Source organism: Agrobacterium sp. T29, from assembly GCF_006970545.1.
GTDB classification, from domain to species: Bacteria; Pseudomonadota; Alphaproteobacteria; order Rhizobiales; family Rhizobiaceae; genus Agrobacterium; species Agrobacterium leguminum.
Genome location: NZ_CP040641.1, coordinates 421265 through 440318, shown reverse-complemented (window position 1 = coordinate 440318; position 19054 = coordinate 421265). Strand labels below are relative to the sequence as shown.

17 protein-coding genes are annotated in these 19054 nt (G+C 60.5%); 14 read left to right on the top strand and 3 right to left on the bottom strand.

The window, feature by feature from the left end:
• Positions 1–46: 46 nt before the first annotated feature.
• The 4 genes from FGF54_RS16960 to FGF54_RS16945 are packed head-to-tail and all read left to right on the top strand — an operon-like array spanning position 47 to position 3376.
• On the top strand, positions 47–1078 hold the full coding sequence (locus tag FGF54_RS16960) for an ABC transporter substrate-binding protein (protein WP_142780502.1): 1032 nt from the start codon (positions 47–49) through the stop codon (positions 1076–1078).
• Positions 1075–2103: an iron ABC transporter permease gene (locus FGF54_RS16955; protein WP_142780501.1), complete on the top strand. Its 1029-nt coding sequence runs from the start codon at positions 1075–1077 to the stop codon at positions 2101–2103. The genes FGF54_RS16960 and FGF54_RS16955 overlap by 4 nt, the downstream gene beginning before the upstream one ends.
• Positions 2100–2900 (top strand): ABC transporter ATP-binding protein, encoded by an 801-nt coding sequence (locus tag FGF54_RS16950; RefSeq protein WP_142780500.1) that lies wholly within the window; start codon positions 2100–2102, stop codon positions 2898–2900. The genes FGF54_RS16955 and FGF54_RS16950 overlap by 4 nt, the downstream gene beginning before the upstream one ends.
• Positions 2897–3376 (top strand): pseudoazurin, encoded by a 480-nt coding sequence (locus FGF54_RS16945; protein WP_142780499.1) that lies wholly within the window; start codon positions 2897–2899, stop codon positions 3374–3376. Before FGF54_RS16950 ends, FGF54_RS16945 begins: the two co-directional genes overlap by 4 nt.
• Positions 3377–3493: 117 nt before the next feature.
• Here FGF54_RS16945 and FGF54_RS16940 read toward each other — a convergent pair whose 3' ends face one another.
• Positions 3494–4324 carry a class I SAM-dependent methyltransferase gene (locus FGF54_RS16940; protein WP_142780498.1) on the bottom strand — a complete coding sequence of 277 codons (831 nt, stop codon included), beginning with the start codon at positions 4322–4324 and terminating at the stop codon, positions 3494–3496.
• 113 nt (positions 4325–4437) lie between these two features.
• Here FGF54_RS16940 and FGF54_RS16935 point away from each other — a divergent pair, with 113 nt between their 5' ends.
• The 10 genes from FGF54_RS16935 to FGF54_RS16890 all read left to right on the top strand — a co-directional run bounded on the left by FGF54_RS16935 (position 4438) and on the right by FGF54_RS16890 (position 17355).
• Entirely contained in the window at positions 4438–5571 is a 1134-nt protein-coding gene (locus FGF54_RS16935) for an ABC transporter substrate-binding protein (protein WP_035262089.1), read from the top strand.
• Positions 5572–5667: 96 nt separating this feature from the next.
• The gene (locus tag FGF54_RS16930; protein ID WP_059753331.1) at positions 5668–6807 is read left to right on the top strand and encodes an ABC transporter substrate-binding protein; all 1140 of its coding nucleotides are present in this window, start codon (positions 5668–5670) and stop codon (positions 6805–6807) included.
• A complete protein-coding gene (locus FGF54_RS16925; protein WP_020813248.1) occupies positions 6804–7871 on the top strand; it encodes an iron ABC transporter permease in 1068 nt (355 codons plus the stop codon). Before FGF54_RS16930 ends, FGF54_RS16925 begins: the two co-directional genes overlap by 4 nt.
• Positions 7865–8617 (top strand): ABC transporter ATP-binding protein, encoded by a 753-nt coding sequence (locus FGF54_RS16920; RefSeq protein WP_003524635.1) that lies wholly within the window; start codon positions 7865–7867, stop codon positions 8615–8617. Before FGF54_RS16925 ends, FGF54_RS16920 begins: the two co-directional genes overlap by 7 nt.
• Positions 8618–8807: 190 nt before the next feature.
• On the top strand, positions 8808–9308 hold the full coding sequence (locus FGF54_RS16915) for an RNA polymerase sigma factor (RefSeq protein WP_003524633.1): 501 nt from the start codon (positions 8808–8810) through the stop codon (positions 9306–9308).
• A 111-nt stretch (positions 9309–9419) separates the two neighbouring features.
• Positions 9420–10415 carry a FecR family protein gene (locus tag FGF54_RS16910; RefSeq protein ID WP_142780497.1) on the top strand — a complete coding sequence of 332 codons (996 nt, stop codon included), beginning with the start codon at positions 9420–9422 and terminating at the stop codon, positions 10413–10415.
• Positions 10416–10564: 149 nt separating this feature from the next.
• Positions 10565–13333 (top strand): TonB-dependent receptor, encoded by a 2769-nt coding sequence (locus tag FGF54_RS16905; RefSeq protein WP_142780496.1) that lies wholly within the window; start codon positions 10565–10567, stop codon positions 13331–13333.
• A 104-nt stretch (positions 13334–13437) separates the two neighbouring features.
• Complete coding sequence (locus FGF54_RS16900; RefSeq protein ID WP_003524629.1) at positions 13438–14193, top strand: hypothetical protein; 756 nt, start codon at positions 13438–13440, stop codon at positions 14191–14193.
• A gap of 14 nt (positions 14194–14207) precedes the next feature.
• A complete protein-coding gene (locus FGF54_RS16895) occupies positions 14208–16055 on the top strand; it encodes a type I secretion system permease/ATPase (protein WP_142780495.1) in 1848 nt (615 codons plus the stop codon).
• Positions 16042–17355: an HlyD family type I secretion periplasmic adaptor subunit gene (locus FGF54_RS16890; protein ID WP_059753316.1), complete on the top strand. Its 1314-nt coding sequence runs from the start codon at positions 16042–16044 to the stop codon at positions 17353–17355. The genes FGF54_RS16895 and FGF54_RS16890 overlap by 14 nt, the downstream gene beginning before the upstream one ends.
• A 24-nt stretch (positions 17356–17379) precedes the next feature.
• Here FGF54_RS16890 and FGF54_RS16885 read toward each other — a convergent pair whose 3' ends face one another.
• Together FGF54_RS16885 and FGF54_RS16880 are read right to left on the bottom strand one after the other, a co-directional pair.
• Positions 17380–18300, bottom strand: a complete 921-nt coding sequence (locus tag FGF54_RS16885) for an SMP-30/gluconolactonase/LRE family protein (protein ID WP_168208167.1) — start codon at positions 18298–18300, stop codon at positions 17380–17382.
• 33 nt (positions 18301–18333) lie between these two features.
• Positions 18334–19047, bottom strand: coding sequence for a GntR family transcriptional regulator (locus FGF54_RS16880; RefSeq protein ID WP_035240481.1), 714 nt, complete (start codon positions 19045–19047; stop codon positions 18334–18336).
• Positions 19048–19054: the final 7 nt, after the last annotated feature.

Below are 19054 nucleotides of genomic sequence, written 5' to 3'. Positions count from 1 at the left end.
GACGCCTGCTGCTCTGGAATAAGATTTACTTTCGACTGGAGAACACATGTTTCATTCTAGACGCCTGCCGGCCCATGCCGGCTTTCTGGCCGCTGCGCTTGCGGTTTTGCCTGTCGCTGGCGCCAATGCTGCCGAAACCACCTATCCCCTGACGATCAACAGCTGCGGTCAGGACATCACCTTCAAGCAGGCACCCGCCCGCACCGTGTCCGTCGGCCAGAGCACAACCGAGGTTCTTTACCTCCTCGGCCTCGCCGACAAGGTGGTCGGCACGGCGCTGTGGATCGGTCCGGTTCTGAAGGGTTACGAGGAGGCCAATGCCAGGGTCGAGCGTCTGGCTGACAATGATCCGAGCTTCGAGGCGGTCATCGGCAAGAAGCCGGACCTCGTGACGACGCAGTTCCAGTGGCAGATCGGCCCGGAAGGCGTTGTCGGAACACCGGCGCAATTCGCCGAGCTTGGCGTTCCCGTTTATACCTCGCCCGCCGATTGCATGGGCAAGGATAATTCCGGCGGCGGCGACGGCGTGCGCAACACCGTCTTCACCATGGATCTGATCTACCAGGAAATCCGCGATCTCGCCAAAATCTTCAACGTGCAGGATCGCGGTGAAGAGGTCGTTGCCGATCTGAAGAAGCGTGAAGAAGCCGCCCGCGCCAAGATCGCCTCCGCCAACGGCAAGCTTTCGGCCGTCTTCTGGTTCTCCAGCGCCGAGCTGGATATCGATCCCTATGTGGCCGGCCGCAATGGCGCCCCCGGCTACATCATGTCCGCGCTGGGCTTAAAGAATGTCATCGAAAGCGATGAAGAATGGCCGACCGTCGGCTGGGAAACCATCGCCAAGGCCAATCCGTCCATCATCGTTGCCGGCAAGATGGATCGCCGCCGTTTCCCGGCTGACGATGTCGCCGTCAAGCTGAAGTTCCTCGCCACCGATCCCGTGGCCAGCATCATGCCCGCCGTCAAGGAAGGACATGTATTCGAGATGGATGCGCAGGCGATGAACCCGACCATTCGCACCATTGAAGGCATCGAAACGCTGGCCGAGGCGATTTCGGCTGCCGGCCTCGCCAAGTGAACGGTCTTTCCACCCATCTCGGCAGGGTAGGGCTGGCTTTTGCCGCGCTCGCCCTGCTGCTCGTCGCGCTGATGGCCGGGGCGGCCATCGGCGAGACTGCCATTCCTTTTGACGTCGTGGCGAAAACAATCGCCAACCGCGTCTTCCATGCGACCTATCCGCTGGAACCGCTGGATGAGGGCATTGTCTGGAGTTACCGCCTCAGCCGCGCCGTCGTCGCCGCCTGTTGCGGCGCTTCTTTGGCGCTGGCCGGGGCGGTGCTGCAATCGCTTTTGCGCAATCCGCTTGCCGATCCTTATATTCTCGGCATTTCCGCCGGCGCCTCCACCGGTGCCGTCGCTGTCGCGCTGCTTGGCTTCGGAGCGGGGTTCCTGACGATGCCGGCCGGGGCGCTCATCGGTGCTTTCGTCGCGTTTTCGCTGGTCAGCCTTCTGGCAGTGCGGGCGGGACATGGCAACAGCGCTATCATTCTGGCCGGGGTGGCCGGGTCGCAGCTGTTTAATGCCATGACCTCTTTCATCGTCACCAAATCCGCCAATGCGGAACAGGCGCGCGGCATCATGTTCTGGCTGCTGGGCAACCTCTCGGGCGTGCGCTGGCCGGATGTCTGGCTGGCGCTGCCGGTCAGCCTTGCGGGACTTGCGGTGTGTCTCTGGTATGCCCGGGCGCTCGATGCCTTCGCCTTCGGCGGTCAGGCGGCTGCCTCGCTTGGTATTCCGGTGCGCTGGGTCTATGCGGTGCTGATCTCCGTTTCGGCGATCATGACGGCTGCGATGGTGTCGCTGGTCGGCTCCATCGGCTTCGTGGGACTCGTCATTCCGCATGCCGCGCGCATCTTCGTCGGCGTTCGCCACGGTATATTGCTGCCGGTGACGGCGCTGACCGGCGCGGTTTTCATGATCGTCGCGGATATTCTCTCGCGCATTGTCATTCCGGGGCAAGTGCTGCCCATCGGCGTCATCACCGCGCTCGTCGGCGCGCCCGCCTTTGCCTTCATCCTCGGGCAGAAGAGGGGGCGTTCATGAAATTATCCGCCCACGACCTGCATTTCCACGCCGGCAATATCGACATTGTGCGCGGCGTTTCGCTCGATGTCGGTTCCGGTGAGTTTCTCGGCATCATCGGACCGAACGGTTCCGGCAAAAGCACGCTGCTCTCCATGCTGGCAGGCATTCGCAAGCCGCGCCGGGGGCACGTTACGCTCGGGGGTGAGCCGCTTGCCTCATTGGGACGGCGAGACCTTGCCCGCCGGCTCGCCTTCGTGGAGCAGCAGGCCGAAACCACCGAACGCATCACCGCACGACAGGCGGTGGAGCTTGGGCGCACGCCCTATCTCGGGCCGCTTTCCGCCTGGTCGCAGCAGGATGACGCCATTGTTGATGCAGCACTTGCCAATGTCGACATGGCCGACAAGGCGGAGCGCAACTGGCACCATCTGTCCGGCGGCGAACGCCAGCGCCTGCATATCGCCCGCGCATTGACGCAGGAGCCGCATATCCTGCTTCTGGACGAACCGACCAACCACCTCGACATAGGCCATCAGATCGGTCTGCTCGATCTAGTGCGCCGGCAAGGCCTGACCGTTGTGGCGGCGCTGCACGATCTCAATCACGCCGCCATGTTCTGCGATCGCGTCGCCATCATGCATCGGGGCGAGATGATCGCGGTCGGTCCGCCGCGGGAGGTTCTGACACCGGCGAGAATAGCCGCCGTCTTCGGGGTGGAATGCGTCGTCACCACGGATGAGGGCGGCTTTTCCCATATTCGGTTTCTGCCGGCCCACGGGCGGGCCGAGCATTCAAGGAAAGTATTGGCACGATGATGACATTGACGACGCTCGCAAACGCTGCCGCAAGGACCAGCCTGTTTTGGGCCGCTGCCGTCATTGCCGTGGCGGTCACGGGCTTTCCGCTTCAGGCTTCAGCCGAGACCTTCGAGGTGAAAATGCTGAACCGGGGCGAAAAAGGCCCGATGGTATTCGAACCCGATTTTCTCGAAATAGCGCCCGGCGACCGCGTGCGCTTCGTGCCTACCCACAAGAGCCACAATGCCGCGACCATCGATGGCATGATCCCGGAAGGTGCCGAAGGTTTCAAAAGCCGGATCAATGACGAGTTCGAGACCGGTTTTGAAAAGCCGGGCTTTTACGGCATCAAATGCTCGCCGCATTACGGCATGGGCATGGTCATGCTGATCAAGGTCGGTGAGGCGACCCTGCCGCAGAGCTACCGGACGGTGGACGTGCCGGGTCGCGCCAAACCGCGATTGGACGATCTTTTCGAGCAGGCGGAAAAATGAGGCTGCACTGAGCTCTCATCCGTCATGCCGGACTTGATCCGGCATCCAGCCGCAGCGCGTCTGCGCCGTGGGAAGAGTCTTTTGCGATCAATTATTTGATCGCACTGGCCTCCGGATCTAGTCCGGGGTGACGGAGTAGCCTCCCGGCTTCACCGCGCACACGGCGTAACGATGCTGCAGCCCGCGCAGAATGCCTTTCAGCAGGCTGAAATTTTTCGCCTGGGCGCGGTGAATGGCCTGAAGCTCCTGATCGATTGCGACAGGTTCGAAGCCGGTCGCACGCAACAGCGCCGCGACATCGCCGGCCCTTGCGCCCTTCGAAAAATAAACGCGGGAAAGAATGCTGTTGAATGTGTTTTCCGGGTCCGCCGGCTTGTGCGGCTGGTCCGCTTTGACGAGGCCGATGCTTTCCAGACCGGCCGCCAGTTTCTTCACCAGTTTTTCGCGCCAGCCGGTATTCACAAAATCGCCGTCGACGATCAGAAGCCGTCCGCCCGGTTTTAGAACGCGGAACCATTCGGCAAAGCTTGCCTGTGGGTCCACCAGCGTCCAGACCAGATGACGGGTGATGATGACATCGGCGCTTTCATCCGGCTCCATCGTGTTTTCGGCATCGCCGACGAAAAAGCGGATGCTGCGGCCACGGCTTTTCGCTTTTTCACGGGCAAGCGCCAGCATGGTTTCCGACCAGTCCATGCCCGTGACCTGAAAACCGAGATCGTCCATCAGGTGCGAGATGACGCCGGTGCCGCTGGCAAGATCGAGCGCCCTGCGGCCCTCTCCGCGGCCGAGATGTTTCAGGATAAGCGCGTGCCAGGCCTCGCGCTCGTCTTCGGAGAAAATTTCATGCCCGGGGGAAAGGTCGAAAGTCGCGGCGCGGCCGGACCAATAGGATTTGATTTCGTCTCTCAGACTGTCGTTTTTGCCATATTGGATTGTGTCGATCATCGGTCTTCAACTCATGTACCGGTCAGTTAAGAATGGCTCTAAAACATAAATGTTGACTAGTATAGTCAGAAAATAATACAGCCGCGCCAGTCAACACTGGAGAGCAATATCCGATGCGCATCTCAGCCAAATCTGCGGCACTTGCCCTTGGCCTTCTCGTATCCGCCGCATGGCCGGCATTCGCCGAAAAGGTCACCGTCAAGGATGTGACGGGCCGCGATGTCGAGGTGAATGTGCCGGTATCGCACGTCATCCTCGGTGAAGGTCGCCAGATTTATTTCCTGGCTGCGCTCGACAAGGAAAACCCTTTCCAGCACGTGGTTGGCTGGCGCGACGATCTGACGAAAGCCGACCCGGAAACCTATGCGGCCTATCTCGCCAAGTATCCGGAAATCGCCAAGCTGCCGACTTTCGGCGGCATGAAGGACGGCACTTTCGACATAGAGCAGGCTGTCGCCCTGAAGCCTGACGTGATCCTGATGAATATCGACGCCAAGACGGCGACCGAAGAAGCGGGCTATATCGAAAAGCTCGCCAAGGTCGGCATTCCGCTGGTTTACGTCGATTTCCGTGAAAAGCCGATGGAAAATACCGAGCCGAGCATGCGCCTCATGGGCCAGCTGACGGGCAAGGAAAAGATCGCCGAGGACTTCATCAAGTTCCGCGCCGACTCCATCGCCAAGGTTACCGATACGCTCGAAAAGGCCAATCCGAAGAAGCCCGTCGTGTTCATGGAGCGCGCCGGCGGTTACTCCGACGATTGCTGCATGTCCTTCGGCAACGAGAACTTCGGCAAGATGGTGGAGCTTGCCGGCGGCGTTAACATGGCCAAGGACATCATTCCCGGCACCTTCGGCACCGTCAATCCGGAACAGATCATTGCCTCCAACCCGGAGCAGATCATCATCACCGGCGGCAACTGGAACGGTTATGTTCCGGGCGGCAACTGGGTCGGCGTCGGTTATGGCGCGGATCTGAAGGAAGCCCATCGCAAGCTTGAAAACCTGACCAAGCGCCCGGCTTTCACCGGCGTGCAGGCGGTGAAGGACGGTAATGTCCACGCCATCTGGCATCAGTTCTACAACAATCCCTATCAGTTCGTGGCCGTTCAGGAAATCGCCAAGTGGCTGCATCCGGACCTCTTCAAGGACCTCGACCCCGAGGCGACCTTCAAGGAACTGCATGCCCGCTTCCTGCCGCTCGACTACAAGCCCGGCTACTTCGTTTCGCTGAAGGACGCCAGGTAATAAAGGGACGGTGAAGGGGAGCGCCGTCCGACCGATGGATAAAGCCGCAGCCATGCGGCTTTATCGCTTTGTTTTGGAACTCAATGAGGACTGCTCATGCGGCTCAATGCTCTCAGGCATCTCGCGGTGCTGGCTTTCTCCCTTCTCGCCGTGCCGGTTCTGGCGGCTGAGATTACCGATGTCACTGGACGTAAAGTCGAGCTGGATTTGCCGGCCAGACGCGTCATCGTCGGTGAGGCGCGCCAGGTGCATGTCATTGCCGCGCTCAAGGGCGACAAGACCTTTGACACCATCGTCGGCTGGCGTGACGATCTTCTCAAGAAGGACCCCGACAGCTACACCGCTTATGTCGAGCGTTTTCCGCAGATCGAGAAACTGCCGCGCTTCGGTTATGTGCCGCAGGGCGATTTCAGCCTGGAAACGGCCATCACCCTTTCACCCGATGTGATCACCCTCAATCTGGAAGCGGAGAAATCCGCCAAGGAGAGCGGTTTCGAAGAAAAGGCCGCCGCCGCCGGCATCAAGATCATCTATCTCGATTTCCGTATCGATCCTGAAAAGAACAGCGAAGCCTCGGTCGAAATTCTCGGCAAACTCTTCGGCGCCGAAGAGCGCGCGAAGGAGTTCATCGCCTATCGCCGCGCCGAAATCGCTCGCGTGACCGACCGGCTCGCCAGCGTCAAGGACCTGAAGCGCCCGAACGTCTTCATTGAACGCGCGCCCGGCATCTCCGGCGAAAACAATTGCTGCCGCACTTTCGGACCGGTCAATTTCGGCGCGATGGTCGATCTCGCCGGCGGCCACAACATTGCCGACGGCATCATCAAGACGACCTTCGGCGATCTCAATCCCGAACAGCTCGTCGTTGCCGATCCGGACCACGTCATCGTCACCGGTTCCAACTGGGCTGCCGAATCCGACATCAACCAGTTCGTTCCGGTCGGACGCGGGGCGGATATGGCTCTTTCCCGTGAGCGACTGGCCAATCTGATGAAGCGCACGCCGTTTCCGGAACTGAAGGCCGTGAAGCAAGGCAATGTCCATGCCGTCTGGCACCAGTTCTATGGCGCGCCCTACGAATTCTTCCCGATCCAGCAATTCGCCAAGTGGTTTCATCCCGATCTCTTCGCCGATCTCGATCCGGAAAAGAATTTTGAGGAATTTCACCGCAAATTCCTGCCCGTCACCTACAAGCCGGGCTATTTCGCCTCGCTCGAAAAAGGTTTGAACCAATGAGTTCGCTGAATGAAAGCGCGGTTGGCATCAGTGGGCGCGATCAATATCGCGCCCTTGCCGCGCGCAGGATAATCATCCTCTTCGGGCTTTTTATCGCGCTGTGTTTCAGCATGGCCGCCGATATGGCGCTCGGTCCAGCGCGCTATACGCTCTCCGAGGTTCTGGCGACGATTGCCGATCCGGCAGCCGTCGGAAACCAGCTTCGGGTGGTGATCTGGGATATTCGCATGCCGATCGCGCTGATGGCGGTGACCGTCGGAGCGTCGCTTTCGGTTGCGGGTGCGCAGATGCAGACCATCCTGTCGAACCCGCTCGCCAGCCCCTTCACGCTCGGCATTTCGGCTGCGGCAAGCTTCGGTGCGGCGCTGGCGCTGGTTGGCGGCGTGGCGATCTTTCCGGGCGCCGTGCATTACATGGTGCCGATCAATGCCTTCATCATGGCCATGGTCGCTGCTCTCTTCATCCATTTCGCCTCGACGCTTCGCGGGGTGACGGTCGAAACCATCGTGCTGCTCGGCATCGCGCTGGTGTTCACCTTCAATGCGGCGTTGTCGCTGCTCGAATATCTCGCCTCCGAACAGGCGCTTGCCGCCGTGGTTTTCTGGACCATGGGCAGCCTGACGAAGGCGACCTGGGACAAGGTCTATATTACCGCCGCCATCCTCCTCGTCACTGTGCCGTTGTTCATGCGTAATGCCTGGGCGCTGACGGCGCTGAGGCTCGGCGATGACAAGGCGGCTAGCATGGGCATCAATGTCCGGCGGCTGCGGTTGACGACCATGCTGACGGTCAGCCTGCTGGCGGCCATCCCGGTTTCCTTTGTCGGCACAATCGGTTTCGTCGGGCTGGTCGGTCCGCACATCGCCCGCATGGTGGTGGGTGAGGACCAGCGTTTCTTCCTGCCCGGCTCGGTGATCTGCGGCGCGCTGCTTCTGTCGGCAACCTCGGTCATCAGCAAGATTCTCATTCCCGGCGCTATTCTGCCGATCGGCGTCATCACGGCGCTCGTCGGCGTTCCGTTCTTCTTCGCGCTTATTTTCGGCAACAGGAGGCGCGCATGGTAGCGCTCGCACTGAAAGATGTCGGCGCCGCCTATGGGCGCATCACGGTTCTCTCCAAGGTTGGCATCGATACGCTGGAAAGCGGCAGTGTGACGGCGGTGATCGGCCCGAATGCCGCCGGCAAGTCGACGCTTTTCAAGCGCATCGCCAGCCTGATTTCCGGTCCCGGACTGGTCGAGCTTTCCGATACGGCTCGCGGCAACCGCGCCATCTGCTACATGCCGCAGGATACCGGCGCCAATGCCGTTCTGACTGTCTATGAATCCGTGCTTCTTTCCGCCAAGCAGGGCGGCGGCTGGCGGGTCCATGACGATGAGCTTTTCGAGATCGACGCCATTCTCAAGGCGCTGAAAATCCATGACCTTGCTTTCCGCGGGCTTGGCGAATTGTCCGGCGGTCAGCGGCAGCTTGTTTCGCTGGCGCAGGCGCTGGCGCGCAAGCCGGAAGTGCTGCTGATGGACGAGCCGACCTCCGCGCTCGATCTTCACCGGCAGATCGAGGTTCTGGGTTTCGTCACCGATCTGGCGCAGAAGACCGGCATGATCGTGCTGATCGCCCTGCATGACCTCAACCATGCACTTCGTTATTGCGCCAATACGATGGTTATCGCGCGTGGCGAAATGGTGGTGAGCGGTAGCACGGAGGCGGTGATAACCCCGGAGATGCTGCGCGATATCTATCGCATCGATGCCCGTATAGAGCCCTGCTCGCAGGGCAGACCCATGGTCATCGTCGACGGGGCCATCTGACAGGTCAAGAACCGGCCGCTTTCGCTGCCGGGTCCGCTCGATGCGGGCTGCACAAATTCTTGATGACAATAGTCATGAAATATCTGTTCGATCCACGGTTTGGGTGCTAGAGCTTTGAACGGCAAAACTGCGCGGCCATTCGGCGGTCCGGCAGGTTTCGTTGATCCTTGAAATTTCTCTCGGTTGAGACATGGGCATACGGGAAGATGACAAGCGTTATAACGCTTACGTCGCGCATAGGGTCGACCTGATCAAATACGCCACCCTCATTCTGGGGTCGCGGGCGGATGCGGAGGACGTGGTTCAGGAAGCCTTCCTGAAATTCGTTCCCGAGGCCTCCGGCAATCCTTCCAATCTCAAATCCTATCTCTTCCGCATTGTTCGCAATCTTGCGCTCGACAATCGCCGGCGCAGCCGCCAGGACCTTCGGGAACGGCCGGACGATACGCCGTTCTGGGGCGTGCCGCAGGACAATGGTACGCCGGAGGAGCATGCCCTTTTCTGCGACGAGGTCCGGCAGATGCGGACTATTTTGGCCGGCCTGCCGGTTCAGGCAAGGGTGGCATTGGAAATGCACAGATTCGGTGGTTACAATATGGAGGAGATTGCGCGTCACCTTGGCGTGTCCGTGGCCAGCGCACATCGTCTGATCAAGGGCAGCATTGCCGCGATTACCAAAGAAATGAAGTAAAATAGTCCCGATTGTCCCGCCCTGTGAAAAAAATCTCTTCCTTAAACGTCTTTATAGCAATGCAGAAGACGACGCTTCTCCTCCGCCCCGCAAAGGAACTGGCCCGGTTCAATGACCATTGATCCAGAGAAAAAAATTGAATTGCCGGCCGGTAAGGCGGAAGAGGCGGCCGACTGGCTGCTGCGCTTGCAGTCTGGCTCGGCGGAACCTCGGCTGAAGGCGGAATTCGAGCATTGGCTGGCGGCAGCGCCGGCAAACCGCCTCGCCTGGGAACGAACATGCAAGACGTGGCGCAATCTCGGCCTGGTGGAGCCGGAATTTAAGAACCTCTGGGAAGATGCGCCGCATCTGTCCGGCAAGGCCGCGACAAAGCCGCAGCGGCGGCGCTGGTCCGTGCGGCACTATGCCGGCGCGGCCGTGGCGGCTGCGTCCCTCTGTCTTGCCGTATTGTTCGTTCCGGCATTTTTCGTTCGCCTGGAGGCGGACTATCAGACCACCACCGCCGAAAGCCGCACGATCACCCTCGAAGACGGCAGCAAAGTGCAGCTTGCCGCCGCGAGCGCGCTTTCAACGGATTTCACGAATGGCCGTCGCAATGTGACGGTGCTGAAGGGGGAAGCCTTTTTCGACGTCGTGCCGGACAAAACGCGTCCCTTCGTCGTGGAGGCAAAAAACGTGACCGTTCAGGTGTTGGGCACGGCTTTCGACGTCGACCTGACGGATGGCGTAACCCAGGTGGCGCTGGCGCACGGTTCCGTGGAGGCGTCTTTCCGCAATGCGCCGCCAACGCGGCTGGTGCCGGGCGAGATGCTGATTGTCGACGCTTCCGGCGCGATCCGCAAAGAGACTGTTTCCGTCGAGGATATTGGCGGCTGGCGCAATGGTGAACTCTATGTGGTCGATGCGACGATAGGCTCGGTCGTGGAACAGATCCAGCGCTACCATCCGGCATGGCTGACCATGGCCGACAAGCGGCTTGCCGAGCAGAGGGTGACAGGATTTTACGATCTGCGCGATCCGGATCGCGCGCTGGAAGCCCTGGTGGAACCCTACAAGGGCAAGGTGCATGCGATTGGAGGCAGCGCCCGCATCATCACCCGCTTCTGAAACAGTCCGAAACAAAAAATCATATTTATTTTCAGTAATTTATAAAATTTCTTCCGAAAGCCTGAAAAAAATCGACGAGGCAATCGTCTTTTTGTTGAGTAATCCGGTCAAGATATATCCGGAGCGAAAGACAGGAAGACAAAAGCAATATGCGCCTCCAGACATGCAAGACCGGTTCAGGGGAAAAAGCAGCAAAGCAGGCTCGCAGGGCCGTTCTGCTGGCGACAACGGCGGTCGTCGTTTCATTCGCGACGCCCGCTCTGGCCCAGACCGGAGCTGACACCGCCAATTCCCTGCGTCCAGGCGGCGAGCAGGGGGCGACGCGGCCGTTCAATATTCCCGCCCAGTCGCTGTCATCGGTCGTGGGTGCTTTCGGGCGGCAATCCGGCCTTCAGGTCACGCTTGCCACGCCGGCGGCCGGAAATGTGCGCACCAATGCCGTCACCGGCAGTTTCACGGTGCGGGAGGCGCTGTCACGGTTGCTGGCGGGAACGGGCGTCAATTTCCGTATCGCCGGCAATGGCAGAACCGTCGTCATCGGCACGGGGCAATCGACCGTCGATCTTTCCGCCGCGGAGGGTACGACGGTTCTGGAAACCATTACCCTGACCGGCAAGACCGGGCGCAACTCTATTGCCGGTTCCGGTTATCAGGGGACACCCGACTGGGTGTATGAAACGCCCGCCAGTGTCAGCGTGGTCGGCCGTGAGGCGATCCAGTCGGCCGGGGTGCGCAACACGCGCGATGTTTTCAACCGGGTTTCCGGTGTTTATGCCGGCGAGGGCAATGGCAGCTTCCCAACCGTTTCGCCGAATGTGCGCGGTTTGCAGGAAAGCGGCCGCGTGGTCGTCTCCATCGACGGGGCGCGGCAGAATGCGCAGCGTGGTGCGGCCTTCGGCGGCGCCACGAGCTACACCGCAAGCGCCGGGCAGGGTTATGTGGATGTCGCTTTCATCCGTGCCGTCGAGATCGAGAAAATAACCAATGCGCGCTCAGGCAATGCCGGCTCTCTGGGCGGCAAGGTCGAGTTCCGAACCGTCAGCGCCGACGATCTGATTGCCGAGGGTGAAAACAAGGGCGGGGAAGTGAATATTTCCCGCGGCACCAATGGTTATGATTTTCAGGGTTCGGTTCTCGGCGCCGTTCGCTCACCGGATGGTCCTCTCTCCTTCGTCGCCGGCTACAGCCGCACGATCATGGATGAATACAAGGTCGGCACAAAAGGCGAGGCCCGCAGCACCGCGCTGACAATGAAGGACTTGCTCGGTCGCGACGGCTGGTCGACCTTCTTCAAGGGAGAAGGCGACTTCGGCGACGTGAAGGCCTCACTTTCCTGGATGCATCAGGAGAATGATTTCGTTCAGGGCGCATCTGAGGTGATCGACCGGGAAAGCGTGCGAAACGACAGCGTCGTTGCGAAGCTGGACTGGGACCCGGAGAGCGAACTCATCGACTTCAAGTCGTCGCTGTGGCTCAACGATAATATGACGCATGAACTGCGTGCGGCGCGCAAATATGCGGTGGAGACAAACCTCGATATGGGTCTGCGCAGCTTCGGTGGCAGCCTGGAAAATACCAGCCGCTTTGACACGGTGGCGGGTGCGCTCAGTCTGAACTATGGGGCCGAAGCTTTCCGGGACATCGCCACATCCGTCGCAACAAGCGCCAAAATCGCGGAAAATCCCTCCTTCGCCAGCAGCTACACGTCATTCAGCCCTGCCGGGCGGCGCGATGTCGCCAGCCTGTTCCTGAATGGCGAGCTTGAGCCGGCCGATTGGATCACGCTGAGTGGCGGCGTGCGTTACGACTGGTCGCGTCTCAAGGGATCAGCGACCTATTATAGCGTTCGCGATTACACGGTGACCACGACCGTACCCTGCGATGCGATCCGCAATCACTATACGGCTCTCGATTATTTCAATCAGGTCTTCGCCCCCGCCAACCCGAGCTGGGCGGCGCGTTATGCCCTCTATCTTGCGCGCGTCTGGCCCACGACCTCGGCCAACTGCATGCCGGGCACCGGTACAACCACCAATACACCCGTCACCGAGTACCCTGAGCACAATGTCGATATCGATCGCACCTATAGCGCCTGGCTACCCTCCGCCACCATCGAACTGAAACCCGTCGACTGGTTCCGCCCCTATGTGAGCTATTCCCAGAGCCTGCGTCCGCCGACAATTCTCGAGGCATTTTTCGCCGGTGCGCGTCCGGGCGACAGCGCTGGATACGAATACGCTCCGAACCAGGCCCTGCGTGCCGAAAAGGCGACGACCTATGAAATCGGCGCGAATATGAGCTTCGACGGCGTGCTGCTGGACGACGATTCCATTCGCATCAAAATGGCTGCCTTTCGCCGCGAGGTGAAGGACTATATCGCGCTCGGTTATCTCGTTACGGATCAGGTTCTCGACCGTACCTATACCAGCTTCGTCAATCTGGACGGCACGACCTATATGCGCGGGCTTGAATTCGAGGGCAATTACGATGCACGCAGTTTCTGGATCGGCGGCTCGGCAACATTTCTGAAAACAGAATGGCCTGAAAAGACACAGGTTTTTTCCAACGGCACGACCACCACAACGGGCGAAATCGTTGCCTGGCCGGGCGACGTCGCGCCCAAGGTGAAGCTGACGCTCGATGGCGGCATGCGTTTCTTCGATGAAAAATTCTCGCTGGGCGCAAGGCTCAACCACGTTACGCCGACACAGTCGCGCACGCTGGATACGGAGGGCAATCTGCGGGAGGTGACCGATCCCTACACGACGGTGGATCTCTACGGTTCCTATGCCTTCAACGACAAGGCCACGCTTCGCTTCGCCGTCAATAACCTGACGGACCGCAAATACATTCCGGCGGCAAGCGCCTACACGGCGCCCGGCCGCACCTTTATCGCGACGATGAACGTGAAGTTCTGAACCGTGGAAGAAATTCTCCGGGCTGGGTTGCAGCCCGTCCCGGAGATGAAACGCCTTCGCCACAGGACGAAGGTATCGATATTGGCCAGCAAAGGAGTACACCTATGGCTACCACAATTCAACTGACGCAGTCTTCCTCCGATCTGATCGGCTACCTCAACGGTTGGACGAGCGGTTTCGGTTCGACCTATGGTGCGTTCTACGACGCTCAGACCAGCTCTCTCGCCACCACCACCATCGATCCGAACACGACCTATGAGGCGTGGGGCGATGGCAGCACCGGCGGCAAGGGCATCGTCATGAGCGGCGCTCTGCAGTACTCCCAGGGCAACCTGACGGGTTCGGTCGACAGCATCGTTCTGGGCACCGGCTACAGCCAGTCCACCAGCGGCATCGCCGTCAGCCAGCAGGAACTGCTGATCGATCCCGACAGCGCCTATTCGCTCGCCGGTGCCCGCGATCTTCTCGATCTCGCCGTCTACCAGCTTGCCCGCTTCGGCTCGCTGGCCGGCTTCTATGATTACTTTGCCGCCACCGGCACGGTGATCGAGGACACAGCTGCCTCCAACACCCTGACCGGTTTTGCCGGCGCAGACACCTTCGTATTCTCCGGCGGCAACGATGTCGTACAGGCCGGCCCGACCGGAACCTACGGCTATCAGGACGGCACGGATACGCTCGATGTCTCCGCTTGGGGCGCAACTTCGGTGGACGATTTGTTGTGGTATAATGATAACGGAAATGCCGTTATCCTTTCGGCTACAGACACGTCCGTCTCCGTCACACTGAATGGCGTCGATGCAAATGTGCTCGACGCATCGGACTTCATTTTCGCCAGCGCATCGGCGCTTGCCGCGTAAAGGAAAATCAGGCTGTGGGCTTTCAAAACCACCAGCAGACGCCGCCGCAGTCCCTCACTGCGGCGGTTGTTTCGCCCCTTAAAAGCACGTTTCTAGGCGTTGCGCTCGTCAGCGGCGTGGTCAATATACTCGCGCTCACGTCGCCGCTCTTCATGCTGCAGGTTTATGACCGGGTTCTGGCAAGCGGCAGCCTGCCGACGCTGGTCGGGCTCGCCATTCTCGCACTTGGCCTTTACGGCTTCCAGTGCCTGCTCGATATCATCCGCGCTCGCGTTCTGATCCGCATCGGCGAAGATTTCGACATGCGTTATTCCGGCAGGGTGCATGATGCGGTGGTGCGCCTGCCGCTCGTCAACCGCATGCCGGGCGACGGTCTGCAGCCGCTGCGCGATCTCGATAACGTGCGCGGTTTTCTCTCCGGCACCGGGCCGACGGCCTTTTTCGATCTGCCGTGGATGCCGCTTTATCTCGGCATATGTTTTCTGTTTCATTTCTGGATCGGTGTGACGGCGCTTGCCGGCGCGATATTGCTTGTCTCCCTCACGATCCTCACCAATATCTTCTCGCAGAAGCCGATCCGCGACACCATGGTCGAGAATATGGCCCGCAACCGGCAGCTGGAGGCCTCGCGCCGCAATGCCGAAGTCGTGCAGGCCATGGGGCTTGGCGGCCGGCTCGGAAAACGCTGGCAAATTTCCAACGAGGCCTATCTTGCCGCCAATCGCAAGGCGGGCGATGTGGCAGGCGGCCTCGGCAACATCGCAAAGTCTTTGCGGGTCGTGCTGCAATCGGCCATTCTGACGGTCGGCGCGTGGCTCGTCATCAATCAGGAGGCCTCCGGAGGCGTGATGATCGCCAGCTCGATCATGATGGGCAGGGCGCTGGCACCCGTCGATCTCGCCATTTCCAACTGGAAGTCCTTCGTGGCCGCCCGGCAGAGCTGGGCGCGGCTGAGGGAGCTTTTTGCACAGATGCCGGCCAATGCCGCCGCCATGGCCCTGCCGAAGCCTGAAAAGGAACTGCGGGTCGAAAACGTCACCATCGTTCCGCCGGGGGAAAGAAAACCGACCGTCACCGGCCTTGGCTTCATCGTGACCGCCGGAAACGCGCTCGGCGTCATCGGTCCCTCCGGCTCGGGTAAATCCACGCTCGCGCGCATTCTCACCGGCGCGTGGATGCCGGCGGCCGGAAAAGTACGGCTGGACGGTGCAAGTTTCGAGCAATGGGACCGTGAGGCGCTGGGTCGCCATATCGGCTATCTGCCGCAGGGCGTGGAGCTGTTCGACGGCACGATCGGTGAAAATATCTCCCGTTTCGAGGATAATCCCGATCCTGACGCCATCATCGCGGCGGCCAGGGCTGCGGGTGCGCATGAACTGATCCTGCGTTTCGAAAAGGGTTATGACAGCGATATCGGCGAGGCGGGTTCGGCGCTTTCCGCCGGGCAGCGCCAGCGCATCGGCCTTGCTCGCGCGCTATACCGCGATCCTTTCATCGTCGTGCTGGACGAACCCAACGCCAATCTCGATGCGGAAGGCGAAGCCGCCGTGGTCAAGGCGATTGCCTCGGTCAAGGCGCGGGGCGGCATTGCCGTCGTCGTTGCCCACCGGCCGAGTGCCATCGGTGCTGTCGATTTCATTCTGATGATGGAAGAGGGGCGGATGAAGGCCTTCGGCCCGCGCGACGAGGTTCTGTCGAAGGTACTGCGCGTTCCGCAGGCGCAGGCGGCCAAGGGATTTACCGCATCCGCCCAGACGATCTCGCCGCTGCGCGTCGTCGCCAATACCCAGCCGCAGGCGTTGGTGCTGGAAGACGTTCGTGAAGAGAACAGCCAGGAAGGAGATGCGGATGTCAAACATTGATCAGCGCAGCCATGTGTCCCGCTCCATCCGCAAACATCTTGTTGCCGGCCTTGCCGCGGGTGTAGCGCTGCTGGCCGGTGTCGGCGGATGGGCTGCGACGACCAATCTTGCCGGCGCGGTTGTCGCCTCCGGCCATCTGGTAGTGGATTCCTATAGCAAGAAGGTGCAGCACCCGAGCGGCGGTGTCGTTGGCGAAATTCTCGTGAATGAGGGCGACAGGGTGAAGGCCGGCGATGTGGTCATGCGCCTTGATGCGACCCAGACCCGCGCCAATCTCGCCATCGTGACCAAGCGTCTGGATGAGCTGAATGCGCGCATGGCAAGACTGGAGGCCGAGCGCGACGATCTGCCGGAGCTCGTTTTTCCACAGGCGCTGATGGCGCGAAAAGACGATGCCGATGTCGCCTCCGCCATGCGCAGCGAGACCAAGCTGTTCGAATTCCGCAAATCCTATCGCGAAGGGCGCAAAGCGCAGCTTTCCGAACGCATCACCCAGTTCGAACATGAGATTGAGGGGCTGAAGGCGCAGGAAGTCGCCTATGATAACGGCCTTGCCGTGCTGGAGGCTGAAATCACCTCGCAGAAATCCCTGCGCGAACAGGGTATCGTTTCGGTGCAGAGGCTGAACAGCCTGCAGACGCAGGCCGCGACATTCGGCGGCGAGCGTGGCGAAAAAATCGCCTATCAGGCGCAGACGGCAGGACGCATCACCGAAACCAGGCTGCAAATCCTGCAGATCGACCAGGAATTGCGCACCGAGGTCGGGCGGGAACTGCGGGAAATACAGGCGCAGATGGGTGAATTCGTCGAGCGCAAGGTTGCCGCCGAAGACGAGCTGAAGCGCATCGATATCGTCGCGCCGCAATCCGGCATGGTGCATGAAATGGCCGTGCACACCGTGGGCGGCGTGGTGACGCCGGCGGATCCGATCATGCTCATCGTGCCTGACGGAGACGAGCTGGCGCTGGAGGTGCAGATCGTGCCGAAGGATATCGATCAGCTTCAGGTGGGGCAAAAGGCGATGCTGCGCATGACCGCTTTCAATCAGCGTGTCACGCCGGAACTGGAAGGCCATGTCAGCCGCATCGCGGCGGATATCACCACCGATCAGCGCAGCGGCCTCTCCTATTATCTGGCGCGGATTTCCGTGCCGGTCTCCGAGCGGCAGAAGCTGAACAATGCGCCGCTGGTGCCGGGCATGCCGGCCGAGGCGTTCATTCAGACCAGCGAAAGGACGGCGCTGTCCTATATCGCCAAACCGCTGACCGACCAGATCAGCCGCGCCTTCCGTGAGGAGTAGGAACCTGAGCCCGGTTTCCGGGCTCTATCCACCTTCGCCAAAACGGAAGGCGGCAAAGCCCTTCGTCTGTGTCGGGATCGCCCAGACGCCGCCCGAAAATGGTGCTTTCGCCAGCCGGTCTTCGGACATGTTGTGTCGGTGTGACGTCAGGAAAAGGATGCTGAAATCAGGTCCTCCGAAGCACGGCATGGTGGGGTGCGGCACAGGAGTCGCAATCACATCCGCATGCTTGCCATCAGGTGTGAAAACGTTCAACAGGCCGGCGGAAACGCCAGCGCTGTAATAGGTGCCGCTGCTGTCGAGACAGCCGCCATCGGGTCTTCCCGTCTCTTCCGTCATCCGGGCCACCAGCACGCCCTCATCGAATGTGCCGGTCCTGCCGTCGAATTTTCGCCTGCGTATCCATTTCTGGACGGAATCGCTCTGCCACATGATGGAGCCGTCCGGGGAAAAGGCGAGGCCGTTCGGGCATGTGAGGCCAGTCTGCATGCGCTCGGCGCTTTTTTCGGTGATTCGCCAAAGTTCACCATGGGGCTCCATGTCCGTGAGTGGCACATTGTGCATGGTTCCCACCCAGAAGGCGCCGTCGGGGCCGATCCGTCCGTCATTCAGCCGGCAGGGAATGCCGTCCGGTGACGGGAGGGAGTGGAGAAGGCGTGTTTCGCCACTCTCCGGATCGAGGATGACGATATCCATGCCGCAGGCGACGATGAGATCGCCGTTCTGACAGAGACCGAGACTCGAGACCGTATGGGGAAACGCCCATTCGCGATAAAGGCCGGGCTCAAGCGCTGCAGACCGCACCGTCCTGCCGAGTATATCGCACCAGAAAAGCACCTGTCGCCGCTCATCCCAAACGGGGGATTCCGCAAGCGTGCTCACCGTGTCGCACAGAAGTTTCGCCTGCGACATGGCAAGCGCTTTTTCGGGAGTTGCCGTATTCATGATGCTCGAACCGTTGAAGATGATGGCGCGGAATTATTCGAAATAGTCCTGGTGGTTCTCGAAAACCTGCGAAAGAATGCCGAGGACGCGTCTCAGGTGCTTGCGCAAACCATCGGTCGCGCGGGCTTCGTCCCCGGCCTTGATCGCATCGTAAACCGCTTCATGTTCGGAGAGCAGCCGCGCCATATGCGCCTCGTCGGTGATGGCGAGCGCGCGCAGGCGGTCCAGCCCCGCCTTCTCGCGGATCAACAGCGTCTCCAGCCTCTCAAGCCCCGTCGCGGCGGCAAGCGCGCTGTGGAACTGGTCGTCATGCACACGAAAAGCTTTTCTGTCGCCGCGGTGCATGGCTGCGCGCTGGCCGGTAAGGGCGTGTTCGATCTCCTGTTCGGCCTCCGCCGTTATGCCGATCTGGCACAGCCTGCAAACCGCAGCGACCTCCAGCGCCTCGCGGATGAATTGCGCGCTGCGAATGTGCTTTTCCGATAATCTGGAGACATAGGTGCCGCGGCTTGGCAGGGTGACGATCAGGCCGTCATCCCGCAGGCGGCTCAGCGCTTCGCGCACCGGCGTTCGACTGGAATTGAACAACTGTCCGATTTCGTTCTCCGAAACCGCCTGGCCGGGAAAAAGCTCACGGGAAAGGATGGCCGATTTCAGCGCAGAATAGATCTGGTCCACGACTGGACGGTTAAGGTCCAGTCGTTCCATTGTCGGCACGGTGCCACCTGTTACGGGAATTTTCGGCATATACCCT